This is a genomic window from Phytobacter palmae (genome assembly GCF_039409775.1).
Lineage (GTDB): Bacteria > Pseudomonadota > Gammaproteobacteria > Enterobacterales > Enterobacteriaceae > Phytobacter > Phytobacter palmae.
Genome location: NZ_JBCIVJ010000003.1, coordinates 50,030 through 64,195 on the forward strand (window position 1 = coordinate 50,030; position 14,166 = coordinate 64,195).

The 14,166-nt window shown below is 57.8% G+C and carries 18 protein-coding genes; all 18 read right to left on the reverse strand.

Translation table 11 applies throughout. The features are described from left to right. Window positions 1-22: 22 nt before the first annotated feature. The 18 genes from cobT to AAIG39_RS05535 are packed head-to-tail and all read right to left on the reverse strand — an operon-like array spanning window position 23 to window position 14,158. Window positions 23-1,081: a nicotinate-nucleotide--dimethylbenzimidazole phosphoribosyltransferase gene (gene cobT / locus AAIG39_RS05450; RefSeq protein ID WP_090087356.1), complete on the reverse strand. Its 1,059-nt coding sequence runs from the start codon at window positions 1,079-1,081 to the stop codon at window positions 23-25. A 28-nt stretch (window positions 1,082-1,109) separates the two neighbouring features. After that, window positions 1,110-1,850, reverse strand: a complete 741-nt coding sequence (cobS, locus tag AAIG39_RS05455) for an adenosylcobinamide-GDP ribazoletransferase (RefSeq protein ID WP_343193352.1) — start codon at window positions 1,848-1,850, stop codon at window positions 1,110-1,112. Further along, window positions 1,847-2,392, reverse strand: a complete 546-nt coding sequence (gene cobU / locus AAIG39_RS05460; protein ID WP_343193353.1) for a bifunctional adenosylcobinamide kinase/adenosylcobinamide-phosphate guanylyltransferase — start codon at window positions 2,390-2,392, stop codon at window positions 1,847-1,849. Before cobU ends, cobS begins: the two co-directional genes overlap by 4 nt. Beyond that, entirely contained in the window at window positions 2,386-3,909 is a 1,524-nt protein-coding gene (locus AAIG39_RS05465) for a cobyric acid synthase (RefSeq protein WP_343193354.1), read from the reverse strand. Before AAIG39_RS05465 ends, cobU begins: the two co-directional genes overlap by 7 nt. Continuing rightward, entirely contained in the window at window positions 3,906-4,721 is an 816-nt protein-coding gene (locus AAIG39_RS05470) for an energy-coupling factor ABC transporter ATP-binding protein (RefSeq protein ID WP_343193355.1), read from the reverse strand. The genes AAIG39_RS05465 and AAIG39_RS05470 overlap by 4 nt, the downstream gene beginning before the upstream one ends. A gap of 8 nt (window positions 4,722-4,729) precedes the next feature. Further along, window positions 4,730-5,413 (reverse strand): energy-coupling factor ABC transporter transmembrane protein, encoded by a 684-nt coding sequence (locus tag AAIG39_RS05475; RefSeq protein ID WP_090087370.1) that lies wholly within the window; start codon window positions 5,411-5,413, stop codon window positions 4,730-4,732. Then, window positions 5,394-5,675 (reverse strand): energy-coupling factor ABC transporter substrate-binding protein, encoded by a 282-nt coding sequence (locus AAIG39_RS05480; protein ID WP_090087374.1) that lies wholly within the window; start codon window positions 5,673-5,675, stop codon window positions 5,394-5,396. Before AAIG39_RS05480 ends, AAIG39_RS05475 begins: the two co-directional genes overlap by 20 nt. Before the next feature lies 1 nt (window position 5,676). Next, window positions 5,677-6,414 carry a cobalt ECF transporter S component CbiM gene (gene cbiM, locus AAIG39_RS05485; protein WP_090087376.1) on the reverse strand — a complete coding sequence of 246 codons (738 nt, stop codon included), beginning with the start codon at window positions 6,412-6,414 and terminating at the stop codon, window positions 5,677-5,679. Next, entirely contained in the window at window positions 6,411-7,121 is a 711-nt protein-coding gene (locus AAIG39_RS05490; protein ID WP_249569400.1) for a cobalt-factor II C(20)-methyltransferase, read from the reverse strand. Before AAIG39_RS05490 ends, cbiM begins: the two co-directional genes overlap by 4 nt. Then, entirely contained in the window at window positions 7,118-7,912 is a 795-nt protein-coding gene (gene cbiK / locus AAIG39_RS05495) for a sirohydrochlorin cobaltochelatase (RefSeq protein WP_090087383.1), read from the reverse strand. The genes AAIG39_RS05490 and cbiK overlap by 4 nt, the downstream gene beginning before the upstream one ends. Window positions 7,913-7,922: 10 nt before the next feature. Then, window positions 7,923-8,708: a cobalt-precorrin-6A reductase gene (locus AAIG39_RS05500; RefSeq protein ID WP_090087385.1), complete on the reverse strand. Its 786-nt coding sequence runs from the start codon at window positions 8,706-8,708 to the stop codon at window positions 7,923-7,925. Beyond that, window positions 8,705-9,430 carry a precorrin-3B C(17)-methyltransferase gene (locus AAIG39_RS05505; protein WP_090087388.1) on the reverse strand — a complete coding sequence of 242 codons (726 nt, stop codon included), beginning with the start codon at window positions 9,428-9,430 and terminating at the stop codon, window positions 8,705-8,707. Before AAIG39_RS05505 ends, AAIG39_RS05500 begins: the two co-directional genes overlap by 4 nt. After that, window positions 9,430-10,485 carry a cobalt-precorrin 5A hydrolase gene (gene cbiG, locus AAIG39_RS05510; protein WP_343193356.1) on the reverse strand — a complete coding sequence of 352 codons (1,056 nt, stop codon included), beginning with the start codon at window positions 10,483-10,485 and terminating at the stop codon, window positions 9,430-9,432. The genes AAIG39_RS05505 and cbiG overlap by 1 nt, the downstream gene beginning before the upstream one ends. Continuing rightward, on the reverse strand, window positions 10,466-11,239 hold the full coding sequence (locus AAIG39_RS05515; RefSeq protein ID WP_343193357.1) for a cobalt-precorrin-4 methyltransferase: 774 nt from the start codon (window positions 11,237-11,239) through the stop codon (window positions 10,466-10,468). Before AAIG39_RS05515 ends, cbiG begins: the two co-directional genes overlap by 20 nt. After that, window positions 11,232-11,801: a decarboxylating cobalt-precorrin-6B (C(15))-methyltransferase gene (locus AAIG39_RS05520; RefSeq protein ID WP_343193358.1), complete on the reverse strand. Its 570-nt coding sequence runs from the start codon at window positions 11,799-11,801 to the stop codon at window positions 11,232-11,234. Before AAIG39_RS05520 ends, AAIG39_RS05515 begins: the two co-directional genes overlap by 8 nt. Further along, window positions 11,791-12,396, reverse strand: a complete 606-nt coding sequence (gene cbiE, locus AAIG39_RS05525; protein WP_090087400.1) for a precorrin-6y C5,15-methyltransferase (decarboxylating) subunit CbiE — start codon at window positions 12,394-12,396, stop codon at window positions 11,791-11,793. Before cbiE ends, AAIG39_RS05520 begins: the two co-directional genes overlap by 11 nt. Continuing rightward, window positions 12,390-13,529, reverse strand: a complete 1,140-nt coding sequence (cbiD, locus tag AAIG39_RS05530; RefSeq protein ID WP_343193359.1) for a cobalt-precorrin-5B (C(1))-methyltransferase CbiD — start codon at window positions 13,527-13,529, stop codon at window positions 12,390-12,392. The genes cbiE and cbiD overlap by 7 nt, the downstream gene beginning before the upstream one ends. After that, window positions 13,529-14,158, reverse strand: coding sequence for a cobalt-precorrin-8 methylmutase (locus AAIG39_RS05535; protein WP_343193459.1), 630 nt, complete (start codon window positions 14,156-14,158; stop codon window positions 13,529-13,531). Before AAIG39_RS05535 ends, cbiD begins: the two co-directional genes overlap by 1 nt. Window positions 14,159-14,166 lie beyond the last annotated feature (8 nt).

Sequence of the window (14,166 nt, forward strand, 5' to 3'; positions counted from 1 at the left end):
GCATCGCGCCACCGGGGATATCTTACTTGCTTTCGGGCAATACAATATTGCTGTTAGCCAGCGTTCCCATCTTGTTGTGCATGGCACAGGCGGCATCCACAAGCTGCATGGCTAATGCCGCGCCACTGCCCTCGCCCAGGCGCATCCCCATATTGAGATACGGCTCCAGACCGAGGTTTTGCAGGGCGATACGCGCCCCTTTCTCCGCCGAAAGATGTGACGGGATCAGGTAATCCTTCACTTTCGGCTCGATACGGCACGCCGCCAGCGCAGAAGCATAGGATAAGAACCCGTCGAGAACCACTGGCAGGCCGCATGACGCGGCACCGATCATCACGCCCGTCATCCCCAGCAGGTCAAACCCCCCCACCTTCGCCAGCACATCCAGCCCATTGTTTACATCAGGCTGGTTAATCTGAATGGCGCGACGCACCACCTGCGCTTTATGCGCAAGCTTCGACTCCGGCAAATTTGCGCCAATGCCCACAACCGACTCCGGCTCTTCCCCGGTCAGTACGCTGACAATGGCTGCCGCCGGCGTGGTGTTTGCCATACCTAATTCACCCACGCCAAAAAGCTGGACGCCATCGGCAGCCTGTTCGCGGGTATAGCGGATGGTTTCCAGCAGCAACTCCTGCGCCTGCGTGGCGCTCATTGCCGGCCCCGTGGCAATGTTGTTACTGCCACGCGCAACTTTCATATTGATAAGGCCGGGGATCGGATCGCTGTCGATACCGACATCCAGCACATGCACTTTCGCCCCGGCCTGCGCTGCCAGCACGCAAACGCCCGTGGTGCCGTGCGTCATATTCGCCGCCTGGATCGCCGTTACCACTTGCGGCGAAATCGCCACCCCTTCGTGCCAGACGCCATGATCGGCGCACATCACGATGATGGCTTTCTTACCTGACTGCGGTTTACCACCTAACCCCGGCATCCCGGCGAGTTGTACCGCCAGCGACTCCAGACGCCCAAGACTTCCGGGCGGCTTGAGTAAACCATCAATATGCTGTTGCGCCTGCGCCATCGCACCCTGATCGAGCGCGGGAATTGCTGCCAGTAACGAAGTCAGTGTTTGCATAGGAATTCTCAGTAGTGGTAAGAGCCGCTCAGAGCAGCGCTATAAGGAAAACCAGTTCACCCAGTTCAATGGCGGCACCCAGCGTGTCGCCCGTTTGCCCGCCCAGCGTGCGTTTAAGCAGCAGGCCGAGCAGAAAAATCGCCAGTGCGGTTATCAGCACAGCGGTCAGACCGCGCATACCTTCCAGCCCCACCGCCACCAGCAGCGCAAACGCCAGCGTGATAACGGTCTGCGTGAAAGTCACCTTGCCGATAAACAAATTGCCCAGCCCCTCTTCACGGGCGTAGCGATGGCCATACATCATCACCACCGCGCAGCCTCGCCCGACGGCACAGGCCGCGGATAACGCAGCCGCAATAGCAAGCCCACGCAGGGACAGTTCGCTGATAACAAGGATTTTCGCCACCAGCACAAACACCAGCGCCAGCCCTCCGTGAGTGCCCAGGCGGCTGTCGCGCATGATCTCCAGCATCCGCTCACGCGTGCGGGCAGAAAAGACGCCATCGCAGGTATCCGCTAATCCGTCGAGATGAAACCCGCCGGTCAGCAACGCCAGAGCCAGTACTGCAAAGAGTGCCGCCAGCGGCGCGCCACACCAGGGCTGGAGCAACATAAACAGGCCACCACTGATGCCGCCAAGTACTACACCGACAAACGGAAAGGTGACGATGCCGCGTACATAATCCTGTACCTCCAGCCCCTGAACCAGGCGGGACGGCACCGGCAAACGGCTGATAAACGACAGCGTGGCAAAGAACAACCTGATCATTTGATTTTGACTCCGATCCCCGACACCACCAGCCAGACGTTATCAGCGGCCTGCGCCAGACGTTGATTCACTCGCCCGGCGATATCGCGAAAATGCCGCGCCAGGCGGTTCTCAGGCACAATGCCCATCCCCACTTCGTTGGTCACCAGCACTACCGGAGCCGGGCAACGGGCGCAGGCAGCAATAAGCCGCTCGATCTCTTCCTGCACCTGCGCTTCCAGCCGCGCATAATCCCAGCCATCCGGATCGCTGTCGCCACCCTGCGCGAACAGCAGGTTGGTGACCATCGTGGTAATGCACTCCAGTAAAATGGCCTCATCCGGAGGGTTATCGGCGGTAATGATATCGGCCAGATCGTGCCAGCGCTCTTCGGTGCGCCAGTGTGCCGGGCGACTATCCCGATGGTGCTGAATGCGGGCCGCCATCTCCTCATCAAAAATTTGCGAAGTGGCGATATAGAGAACCCCCTTCGCGTTTGCAACCAGCGATTCGGCGTGACGACTTTTGCCGCTGCGCGCCCCACCTGTAACCAGCGTTAACATGCGCGTTCCTGATGTTGATGCATAATCTGATAGATCCTCTCGATGTCGATGTGCCTGCGCATGGCGTCAGCCAGCAGGTCAAACTGCTGCGCTTTGTAGTGGGCATAATCCACCGTGCTGTCCAGCGGCGGCAAACCTTTGCGCACACGCAGCGTGTTAATCAACGTGCGGGTAAAATCGTTGCTGTCAAAAAGCCCGTGCAGATAGGTGCCAGATACCAGCCCGTCTTCACTCACCGCACCATCGGCGATACGTTGCCCTTCTTTTTCCAGCCACAACATCGGCCGGCACCCTTCCGACAGGCTGGTTTCGCCCATATGGATTTCATAACCGTGCAGAGGAATATGTCCACAGCCCGCCAGTAGTCCAGGTAGTTCGCCCTGGACGGAGGCCGCTACCAGCGTGGTGGTTTTGTTTTGCGCAAAATGGGTGACGGTATTGAGCAACCCCAGACCCGGCAGCGTACCCAGCTCTGATTCCACCTCATCGATAATGGTTTCCCCCAGCATCTGGTAGCCGCCGCAGACCCCCAGTACCGGCCCCCCCTGACGATGATGCTGTAAAACCGCCTGCGCCAGTCCGCTCTCCTGCAGCCAGGCGAGATCCCCCAGCGTATTTTTACTGCCGGGGAGGATGATCAGGTCGGTATTGTGCAATTCTGACGGTGAGCGAACATAGTGTACGCGCACGTCCGGTTGCGCAGCGAGAGCGTTAAAATCGGTGAAATTAGCGATGTGCGGCAGCTGCACGACGGCAATATCAATGGCCCGCTCGCCGCTGCGAAGATATTTGCCACGCTGCAGCGCCACGCCGTCTTCGTCTTCTAAATCGACCTCCAGCCACGGCATCACACCAAGCACCGGCACCCCGGTCAGCGCTTCTATCTGTTTGATACCAGGCGTCAGCAGAGCCACGTCGCCGCGGAATTTATTAATGATGATCCCTTTCACGCGCCAGCGTTCGTGCTCCTGCAACAGCGCCAGGGTGCCATAAATCGCGGCGAAAACACCACCCCTGTCGATATCGGCCACCAGCACCACCGGGCAACCGGCCATCTCCGCCATCCCCATATTGACGATATCGCGATCGCGCAGATTAATCTCGGCCGGGCTGCCCGCGCCTTCCAGCACAATGGCGTCGTATTCACAACTCAGGCTCTGGTAGACGCTAATAATCTGCTCGCGCAGACGCGGTTTGTAGTCGTGATAGCTGACGGCGTCCATATCGCTCGCCACTTTGCCCATCAACACCACCTGCGCTTTACGGTCGCTGGTGGGTTTGAGCAGAACCGGGTTCATCCGCACATCCGGAACGATGCCCGCCGCTTCCGCCTGAAAAATTTGCGCACGCCCCATCTCTTGTCCGTCCGGGGTGATACCCGAGTTGAGCGCCATATTCTGCGATTTAAAAGGGGCGGTCTTTAATCCATCCTGATACAGAATGCGGCACAGCCCCGCCACCAGTACGCTTTTACCCACGTCTGATGCCGTACCCTGCAGCATAATCGCCAGCGTCATGACGCCTCCTTAATGTGCGTTCCCCGCATACGGGTATAAAATTCAGCTTCACTTTTGCACAGCGGCATACCCAGTTCGGTATGCAGTTTTACCAGCCAGGGTTGTGTTAATCCGGCCTGTTCAATTTGCGCTTTGCGGGCAAACACATCGCCAGGCGTACCGTATGCCAACATTTCGCCGTGGCGCAGAACATACACCGCATCGCAAATCTCATAAATCAAATCAATATCATGGCTGGAAATCACCACATGATTTCCCTGCGCCACAATCCGTTGAATAATCGCAATCATCTGCATGCGCCCGGAGGGGTCCAGCCCGGCGGTAGGTTCATCCAGCAGCAGATATTTCGCCTGCAGGACCAGCGCCCCGGCAATGGCGACGCGTTTTTTCTGCCCGTGGCTCAGGCACTGAATCGGCTGATGGCGAAAAGATTGCGCATCCACCAGGGTCAGCGCATCGTCGGTACGCCGGACAATGTCATCTTCCGCCACGCCAATATTGCGCAGGGCAAAGGCGATATCGCTGTCGATATCGGTGTAGAAAATCTGCTGCTCGGGATCCTGAAACACGGTCGCGACCTGCTGGCGCAACGCAAGCAGCCCGCGCTTGCTGTAATCAAGTGGTTTTCCCTGCCACAACACCGCCCCTTGCTGTGGGCGTAAAATACCGCTCAGATTCATAAACAGCGTCGATTTGCCGCAGCCGTTTGCCCCCACCAGCCCGGTAACCGGCTGGCGCGAAAAATCGAGCGTTAACCCTTTCAGAATGGGCTCTTCCTGATAACTGAACCACAACCCGTCGGTCGCCAGCATGCCATTCCTTACAGGTGAAAATCACCCTGATAGAGTTTGATATCCAGCGTGGTTGCCATCTCTTTGTAGCGCAGCAACACGCGGGTAAATAACAGCCCAACCAGCATCGCCAGCGAGCGGTAGCCCAGCGGTAAAGTTCGGTAGCCAAAGCGCAGGGTTTGCGCCCGGTGAATGGCAGCCGCCTCTTCCAGCAGGATAAAAATAAACCGCCAGGTCAGCAGAATTTGCTCAGTCAGCAGACGCGGCACTCGCCCCTTTCTGAGTAACACAATGAGCTGCGGAAACGGCAGGTTCAGCACCAGCCAGAAGGTGGCCGCCAGCGCCGCCAGGCTGCGCCAGAGGGTCGCATTGGCCATCGCCAGCCCTTCCGGCAACACACCCAGCCAGTAGCTTCCCAGTGGAATGCCCGCCAACAAGTGCTGCGGCTGCCGGGTAATGCTAAACAGTATTGTCACTACCCCCACCAGCAGAAAACCGGTGGGGATCGCCATCCAGCGTAACCAGCGCCAGAACGAAATACGCAGCAGCCAGCAGGTAAAGGCTGCCAGCATCACCAGCAACGCGCCCTGCCCGACAGGGGGGAGCGAAAACGCCAGGATCATCATCGCCAGCCAGAGAAAGAATTTGCGTTCCGGGGCAACAGAGAACCAGCGGCTCTGGTAGCTCAGCCGATCAAGCCCGTTCGTTAGCACGCTGTCTGCCTTTCATGTAGCCCAGAATGTAAAAAATAACCGCCGCACCCAGCGATCCTTGCAGGGTAAAAAGCAGGCTTTCAATTTCACCGCTGGCCGGTTCATACAGCGGCTGAAACCAGGGTTTATAGTGCGGCGCGACAACCTGAATCTGACTTTCCGCCTCGCCGTCAGAGCCGCCGTACTCACCACCGTGATTAATAAAGAACGGCAGAATCACCAGTGCGATAACCATCGAGAGTAAAATCAGTGTCTTTTTCATCTTAATGTCCTTGCGCGGTGATCAACTGACGTTTGGTGAGCTGGTCATAGATCATCACCGTGAGCAGCCCCTCAGCAATCGCAATGGGGATCTGCGTCAGGCAGAAGATACCCATAAATTTGACGATGGAACCGGTCGCCCCTGACTGCGGGTCCGGGAACGCTACGCCAAGCTGTACAGAGGTGACAAAATAGGTCACCACGTCGGCGAGCATGGCGCATAAGAAAACCCCGACATCACGGCGAATACCTGCGCGGCAGGCCATCTGCCAGACCAGATAACCGACGACAGGCCCAATCACCGCCATCGACATGCCGTTTGCCCCAAGCGTTGTCAGGCCGCCGTGCGCCAGCAGTAGCGCCTGAAACAGCAGTACAATCGCGCCGAGAACAGCTACCACACCCGGTCCAAAAAGGATAACCGCCAGACCCACGCCAGTCGGGTGCGAACAACTGCCCGTCACGGACGGAATTTTCAGCGCCGACAGCACAAAGATGAACGCACCGCAAAGCGCCAGCAGTACCTTCTGGTTACTCTCTTCCGCCACAATGTGGCGCAGGCGTACCAGCCCGTACCACAAGCAAGGAAGAAATAACATCCACCAGGCCAGTGCCCACATCGGCGGTAAAAAACCTTCCATGATGTGCATGGCAAATGCCTGCTCCGGTACGACAAGCAGCAACAGGCCTGCTGCCAGCCCGCTTAACGACAGGCGTTTAAGCTGTTGTTCCCGTTTCATAGCCTCTCCCACTGTTTATTCACCAGAATCGTCGAAAAATACGGCAGTGGCTGTTCGTCGCTTACCTCAGCGAGTTGCCGCCAGCACTGTTCTCCCGGCAGGGTCGCTTCGGCCATCATCACTGCGCGGTCAAGCAATCCGGCATCGGCCAGCAACGCTTTGACGCGTGCGAAGCGGCCATAGACTTTCATCAGCACCAGGCTGTCGTGATTCGCCAGCGCCTGTTTAATCTCATCCTCCGGCGCGGTACAGGAGACCACCGCCAGCGATTGTTGCTCCATAGCAAGCGGCGTTTGCGTACGCGCGGCAATAGCGGCAAAAGAGGTCACCCCAGGCACGATTTCCAGCCAGTCAGGGCGCCCCAGACGCTGCAACAAGAAGACCCAGGTGCTGAACAGCATGGCATCACCCAGGGTAATGAAACCCACCTGCTTTCCGGCACGGGTTTCTGCGCTAAGCGCGGCGGCCACTTCATCCCAGACGGCCTCTTTTTCCGCACTGTCGGCACTCATCGGAAAGTGGGTACAGCGGATTTCCGTCTGCTCGCCCAGATATTCCCGCACGATTGAGAGCGCAAGGCTGTCGCCCCCTTTTCTCCCTGCCGGGGCATAAAGCACATCAAGCTTGCCGAGAACGCGCGCGGCGCGCACAGTGAGAAGGTCGCTGGCACCGGGGCCAATCCCTAATGCGTACAGTCTGCCGCTCATGCCGCTGCCTCCAGTGACTCGCTCAGTGCCTTATGCAGATGCGCGACAAACATCGCGCGGATCTCCGGGTTTTCACCCAGTCCCTGCAGCCACGGCGTTGCCGCAATCCCGACACGTTCAAACTGCGTTTTCCACGAATCTTCGTCATCGGACGCCATATCGTTAATGGCGTGATCGCCTGCCACCAGCATCAGTGGCATCAGGTGCACCGCACTGATACCTTCGCGGCGCAGACTGTCTATCAGCACGTCAACTTCCGGGTAGCTTTCCACTGCGCCGACACGCGCCGGGAAACGGTGCGACGCCATCATGTGGTCGAGGCAGGCGTAAGCGGCGAAGGCGTGATGGCTCGCCCCGTGGCCCATAAACACCACTTTTTCACCGTCTGCCAGCGTCGGCATCTGGCGAGCCAGCGCCTGCATCAGAAGCATGTAGTCGTCGTGGCTACTGAGCAGCGGTGCACCGATCACCATGCGTTTGAACAGATGCCGCAGGGTTTGTACCTCGTGGACAATTTTTTCGTATTCGTCACCGTTAATGATATGCAACGACTGGATCGCCACATCCTGATAGCCCAGGTCGGCCAGTTTTTGCAGGGCCTGCAAGGGGGTGTCGATGTGCAGATTGTCGCGGCGTTTGAGCTTGCGAATGATCATTGTGGAGGTAAAGGCCCGAAACAGCGTGCGATCGGGGCAGCTGGCGGCAAGTTCCCGTTCACAGGCCACAATATTTTTTTCACAAGTGTCGTGATAGCTGGTGCCGAAACTCACCACCAGAAGCGCTTTCTTCATGTTCCTTTCCTCACTGTGTGGCAAGCCAGCGCAGCAGTCGCTGCGAAAACGCATCCAGGCTTTCCAGTAGCTCCTCACCCGAAACCGCTGGCTGCGGGCGCGTAATAACAATGCAGGGGATCCCCGCGTCCAGACATGGCTGAACTTTTTCCTGATACCCGCCTTCCGCACCGGAGGCTTTGGTAATCATCACATCCGCACGGCACTGACGGTAAAAGGCGGCATTGAACTCTGCGCTAAACGGCCCGCACATGGCGTAGATCTCGCCAACGCCAAAACCGTTTTCAACGCACTGCGTCATTACATCAGCAACGGGCAGCACCCGCGCCAGCAAGGTCTTCCCGGCAAGCCCCGCGCGCCATCGCGCCAGGTCTTTGCTGCCGGTCGTCAACAACACGCGCTGTCCAAGTCCGTGTGCGACTTTGCAGGCTTCGTCAATCGAGGCGACCTTGTACAAAAGTGGATGTTCCAGCTCCGGTAGTTGTTCCGGGCGCTGATAACGGCTTAGCAGCACGTTTGCCCGCCGACAGGCCGCGGCGATGTTCTGACTGACCACCTCGGCATAGGGGTGTGACGCATCCACCACCCAGCGGGTCTGGTTATCGTTAAGCCAGCGCAGCATGGCGTCAGGTTCCATCCGACCGCAGCGCACCTCGCCGCGGATATCTCCCGCCAGATGCTGTCCGGTGGGGGTTGCCACCGACAGGGTGTAACACACCCCGGCTGCGTCGAGTCGCTGGCAAATGGCCCGCGCATCGCTGGTGCCGCCAATGACCAGTACGTCGCCTGGCCTCACAACTCGTAGCCTCGCGGTGTGATCATCAAGCCGTCCGCCACGTAGGTTGCTTTGTTGCCGACAATGACCAGGCTTGTCATGTCGACCGGTTCAAAATCCATCTCGCCGAGAGTGGTTAGCCACTTCTCTTCTTTTTTACGTCCGGCGGATTTCACAATCCCCACCGGCGTTTGCGGGCTTTTGCTGGCCGCCAGCAGTTCAAATGCGCGCGCAAGGTGCCCTTCGCGGCCTCGGCTACGCGGGTTGTAGAAGCAGATAACAAAGTCAGCTTCCCCGGCGGCGACAATACGTTTTTCAATGACCGGCCACGGGGTCAGTAAGTCGCTCAGGCTGATATGACAGAAGTCATGCATCAGCGGTGCGCCGAGCAGCGCCGCCGCCGCAATACTGGCGGTCATACCGGGGATCAGACGCACTTCCACGTCCAGTTTCTGCTTACTAACCAGTTCAAGAACCAGCCCCGCCATGCCGTAAATGCCAGCATCGCCGCTGCTGATAAGCGCCACGTTATGCCCGGCCTGCGCCAGTTCAATCGCCGCCTGGCAGCGCTCAATCTCTTTGCACATGCCGGTTTTGATCACCTGCTTATCGCCCGTGAACGCTTTCACCAGATGGGTATAGGTTTTGTATCCCACCACGATCTCCGCAGCCTGCAAGGCTTCTGTCGCCTCCATGGTCATCATTGCCTGTGAGCCAGGGCCAATCCCGATAACAGTTAACATCAGTGTGAAACTCCCAAAGTAATAGTGACGCCCTGCTCACGCAGAGTCTCGCCAATCAGTTGCCCACGACTCATCAGCCAGGCTGCGGGGCCGGATACGCTTCCCACGCCGGTGGCCTGACGCACAAAGTCAGAGGCAGGGAAACGATGCTCATGCTGACGCAGGGCATCAGCGGTAAAGATTTCAAACGGCACATGCAGGCTTTCTGCCAGTTGCGTGAGCGCTTTCTCATGCTCTTTCAGGGTGATGCTGCCTATGGCGCGCAGTGCCAGGGGGTCGAAAGCGTATGCCTGCAACTGTTGCTTAAGCAGCCCTGACACCACTGCAAACGGGGTATCGCGACGACAGCCAATGCCCGCCACTACACGACGGGGAACCAGCTTGTAGACCGGCACCGCCAGTTCGGGCAGTTCAGACTGCACGGTCACGCAAATCAGCGCCGTCAACGCAGGCATATCGTCGAGAGAGGCCACCGGAATAAACCCACGCGTGTCGCAGCGTTCAACGTCATTGCGCAATGCGTCTTCACACCACAGGCCGATGCGTTCGCCGCTGACCAGCCAGTGGTTGATTGTCTTTACCGCTCCGCGCAGATCCTCCATGCGCGCATCCAGCTGGCAGGCCAGCGTATCGAGCGCCGCCAGTTCGTTGACATCCGTTGCTGTGGTGATCACCGGGTCCGCACCAAGGATGCCGGCCAGATAACGAGCCAGCGCATTTGCCCCACCGAAATGGCCGGAAAGCAGGCTGATGACGTGCTGTCCACGTTCATCGATAACGATCACCGCCGGGTCGCTGAATTTGTCATTTACCAGCGGGGCCAGTACCCGTACGGCAATCCCCGTCGCGCCGATAAACACCAACGCCGAGTGCTGTGTGAAAGCATCGCGCAGTGACCGGGCAAAACCGCCGTCGAAAGCCACAAAACCCTCTTCCAGCAATTTCTCGCTGGTATAGCAGGTCATGGGCAGTGCTCCTTTCAACCGGTTCGCCAGAGCAACACCGCCGGGCGTCAGACAGAACAGAGCGATAGATTCAGGCTTTACGGTATTCATGGCTAAAATCCGCGGCATAAAGACGTGAGTAGTGGTACTCCTCGCCAAGGAACGATCCAACGAGGATCAGTGCGGTTTTACGAATACCGGCATCGCGAACTTTGTCAGCAATGTCCTCAAGGGTTCCGCGCACCGTCTGGCTTTCCGGCCAGGTGGCTTTATAAATCACCGCCACGGGCGTGGCTGCCGGATAACCGCCTTCGATCAGGCGCTCCGCCACCCGATTAATGCGCTGTACTGAGAGATAAATCGCCATTGAGGTCTGGTGGCTGGCAAAGGATTCCAGCTGTTCCAGCGGCGGAACCGGGGTACGACCTTCCAGGCGGGTAATAATCAGGCTCTGCGACACTTCCGGCACGGTATATTCCACGCCCAGTTCCGCAGCCGCCCCAAGAAAGGCACTCACGCCGGGAACGACCTTCCATTGAATACCGCGTTCAGTCAGCACTTCCCCTTGTTCACGCACTGAGCCATAAAGGGAGACATCACCGGTTTGCAGACGCACCACTACTTTTCCTGCTTTTACACCGGCCTCCATCAGGTCGATAATCTGTTCAAGGTGCAGTTCGGCACTGTCGTGACACTCTGCGCCCGGTGAGCAGTATTCGAGCAGATCGGTATTAATGAGTGAGCCCGCGTAAATAACGACCTGTGCCTGCTGCAACAGGCGGTATCCTTTCAGGGTGATCAGCTCGCGGTCACCGGGGCCAGCACCGACAAACCAGACGGTTTGCGCATCAAATTGTTCAGCCATGAGACTCTTCCTTCTCGCAGGAAATCACAAAAACAGGGTTATTCGGTTTGAAGTAGTGGCCGCTGCCCAACGCATGAAGAAGCGAAACCTGAATTTGCTGGCAGTCCAGCATGGCGACCTGGCAAGCAGCGAGGTGGCTCAGCGCACTGCTGAGGTTCTCCTGCAGGATAAAGGTCATCACCAGGCGTCCACCGGGGATCAGTTGGGCCAAAGACCAGTCAATAAGTTGAATAAGATTGCCACCGCTGCCGCCCATAAAAACCGCGTCGGCGGGCTGGCCTATAAATAACGGCGCCACGCCCGGGACAATGGTGATATTGCGACAGCCAAAGTGCTGGCAGTTCTCTTCCAGCAGCCCCAGCGCCGCCGGATTACGCTCAATGGCCGTCACCTGCAATTGCGGGTGGCAGAGGGCAGCCTCAATGGAGACGCTGCCCGTGCCTGCGCCAATATCAATAAGATGACGCGCGCCGGATAAGTTCAGGCGTGAGAGCGCCAGCGCACGGACCACTTCTTTGGTCATCGGCACATTTTCACCGCGTAAAAACAGTTCATCTTTCATTGAGGATCACCACAACATTCATCTCATACTGCGCATGGACGTCACGGGCGAGCAGCCAGTGAATATGTTCGTTTTCCATCGCCAGATTTTCGCCAATCACCAGCCAGCGCTCACCCGCACCGCGTGCCACCAGGGCAGCGGCAATTTCCCGCGGCCCACAGCGGACATCGGTCACCATTGCGGTTTTAGGGGAACGGGCCAGCGCGTCAAAATCTACGTCGCGCCCGTGGGAGCTGGTAAGCCAGATATCATTCATATCGATACCGGTCTTCGCGCACAGATACTGCACGGCGCTGATGCCCGGAATAATGCGCACCTCTTCAATGCCGAACTCGGCCACCAGCCGTTTGCCAATGCCGTAAAACAGCGGGTCACCGGAGGCAAGCACCACCACGCGCTGATGCATCCGCTGCGCAATCCAGCGGATTAATCCGGGGATGTCAGCATCCAGCACGCGACGTTCGCCGGCAAAATCAGGAAACTGTTCGAGATGGCGTTTGCCACCAATCAGGACATCCGCCTGCGCGACGGTATCCAGCGCCATTGGCGTCATTAAGGCCAGTGAGGCAGGCCCCATTCCTGCGACGGTTAGCATTGCAAATCCTCCACAATGTCCCGGAACGGGCGGTTCGCGCCGAGGATTTGGTTATCAAACGAAAACATGATGGCGTCGCACTGAGGGGGATTTTTGGTAAAGCGCAGGTTCTGCATGACACGTTGACAGATACGCTGCGCCAGATGGTTGTAGAGATGATCGAATCCCGCCGCATCGATGTGCTCCATCGCCGCTTCGGTGGTGTCACATTCGCTCACTTTGAGCAGTAAGTCATGCGGGGCGCCGAGCAGCGCCAGATGCGCCACCAGTGTTTCCATGCGTGCATCGGCAATATGGCTATGGGTGTGGAAGATCCCGGCGGCAATTTTTACCAGCTTACCTGGATGACCAATCAGCACAATTTGCCGATAACCCAGGCGAACGGCCTCTTCAACCATATAGCCCACGAAATTGCTCATGGTGACCACGATATTGCCGGAAAGTCCCATCTGTTCGCGGACAAAGCGCTCCCCGTGGTTGCCAGGCACCAGCACCACTCGTTCCAGCCCGGCTTCGTGTTTGATTTCCAGTTCCAGGGAAAGTGAGCGTTTCCAGCTCTCTTCAGACATTGGCGTGACAATACCAGTGGTACCGATAATCGAAATCCCGCCCAGAATACCCAGCCTGCTGTTGTAGGTTTTTTGCGCCCGTTCTTCCCCTTCCGGTGCGAAGATTTCCACTTCGGCGCCGCGCGAAGGGCCGATCACTTCGCGTACGGCAGCTTCTATAGTCTGCCGCGGCGTACGGTTAATGGCAGCGCTGCCGACCGGCAGGCCAATGCCTTTGCGCGTCACCGTGCCCACACCTTCACCACCAGACAGCACAATCTCTCCGCCTTCATTCAGCGTAACGCGAGCAAAAATCAACATGCCGTGCGTGGCATCGACATCATCGCCACCGTCTTTGCGGATAGCGGCTATACCCTGCTGACCTTCAATATGCGGAGATTCAACGTTAAGGCGCAGCGTGACGCCGGAGGGTGTGACAATCGACACCTGATGAATGATGTGCTGGCGCAGGACCATCAGCGCCGCAACCTTCGCCGCCGCTGTCGCGCAGGATCCGGTGGTATAGCCTTTGCGTAGCGCTTTGCCGTTGTGCCACACCGGAGCGTCGAACGTCTCTTCGCTCATTACGCCTCCCGCATAAAATACAAAAAGGCGTTAATGATAGCCGCCGCTACATTGCTGCCACCTTTGCGTCCCAGCGCGGCAATCCCCGGTAGCCCACTTTCCACCAGCGCATCTTTCGATTCCGCCGCGCCGACAAAGCCGACCGGGACGCCAACTACGCCGCGCACGCGGGGGTTTTGTTCCAGTAAGCGGAAGAGCGCGGTGGGGGCATTACCAAAAACGAAGATTTTGTCGCCCTCTTCGCTGAGCGCCAGATCCACTGCCGCCATTGAGCGAGTGATCCCCGCCTCTTTCGCTTTACGCACCACGCGAGGGTCACTGATATAGCACTTCACCTCACCGCCAAATTTTGCCAGCAGAGTTTTGTTGATTCCGGAAAGGGCCATCGTTGTGTCAGTGTAAAGCGTGCAGCCGCTGTGTATTGCCTGGCCGAGGCTTTCCAGCGCGTGCGGAGAAAACCACAGGATATCCAGCCAGTCGAAATCGGCGGTCGTGTGAATCACTCGTTTGATGATGGCTTCTTGCAGAGGGCTGGCAAAACGGTAGTCAGGCCGGGTTTCGCGAATGATGTCGCCAATAATGACAAAACTTTTGTCTTCAATGGCCTGAGGTTGCTGTAAATAATCCATAGTTTTCA

Bases quoted from the DNA above. Each gene is read 5' to 3' on its own strand.
- cbiG (WP_343193356.1), bottom strand. From the start codon at position 10,485: ATGAATACCGTAAAGCCTGAATCTATCGCTCTGTTCTGTCTGACGCCC.
- cobS (WP_343193352.1), bottom strand. From the start codon at position 1,850: ATGATCAGGTTGTTCTTTGCCACGCTGTCGTTTATCAGCCGTTTGCCG.
- AAIG39_RS05505 (WP_090087388.1), bottom strand. From the start codon at position 9,430: ATGTTAACTGTTATCGGGATTGGCCCTGGCTCACAGGCAATGATGACC.
- AAIG39_RS05515 (WP_343193357.1), bottom strand. From the start codon at position 11,239: ATGGCTGAACAATTTGATGCGCAAACCGTCTGGTTTGTCGGTGCTGGC.
- AAIG39_RS05535 (WP_343193459.1), bottom strand. From the start codon at position 14,158: ATGGATTATTTACAGCAACCTCAGGCCATTGAAGACAAAAGTTTTGTC.
- cbiD (WP_343193359.1), bottom strand. From the start codon at position 13,529: ATGAGCGAAGAGACGTTCGACGCTCCGGTGTGGCACAACGGCAAAGCG.
- cobU (WP_343193353.1), bottom strand. From the start codon at position 2,392: ATGTTAACGCTGGTTACAGGTGGGGCGCGCAGCGGCAAAAGTCGTCAC.
- cbiM (WP_090087376.1), bottom strand. From the start codon at position 6,414: ATGAAACGGGAACAACAGCTTAAACGCCTGTCGTTAAGCGGGCTGGCA.
- AAIG39_RS05520 (WP_343193358.1), bottom strand. From the start codon at position 11,801: ATGAAAGATGAACTGTTTTTACGCGGTGAAAATGTGCCGATGACCAAA.
- AAIG39_RS05480 (WP_090087374.1), bottom strand. From the start codon at position 5,675: ATGAAAAAGACACTGATTTTACTCTCGATGGTTATCGCACTGGTGATT.
- cbiK (WP_090087383.1), bottom strand. From the start codon at position 7,912: ATGAAGAAAGCGCTTCTGGTGGTGAGTTTCGGCACCAGCTATCACGAC.
- AAIG39_RS05470 (WP_343193355.1), bottom strand. From the start codon at position 4,721: ATGCTGGCGACCGACGGGTTGTGGTTCAGTTATCAGGAAGAGCCCATT.
- cobT (WP_090087356.1), bottom strand. From the start codon at position 1,081: ATGCAAACACTGACTTCGTTACTGGCAGCAATTCCCGCGCTCGATCAG.
- AAIG39_RS05490 (WP_249569400.1), bottom strand. From the start codon at position 7,121: ATGAGCGGCAGACTGTACGCATTAGGGATTGGCCCCGGTGCCAGCGAC.
- AAIG39_RS05465 (WP_343193354.1), bottom strand. From the start codon at position 3,909: ATGACGCTGGCGATTATGCTGCAGGGTACGGCATCAGACGTGGGTAAA.
- cbiE (WP_090087400.1), bottom strand. From the start codon at position 12,396: ATGCTAACCGTCGCAGGAATGGGGCCTGCCTCACTGGCCTTAATGACG.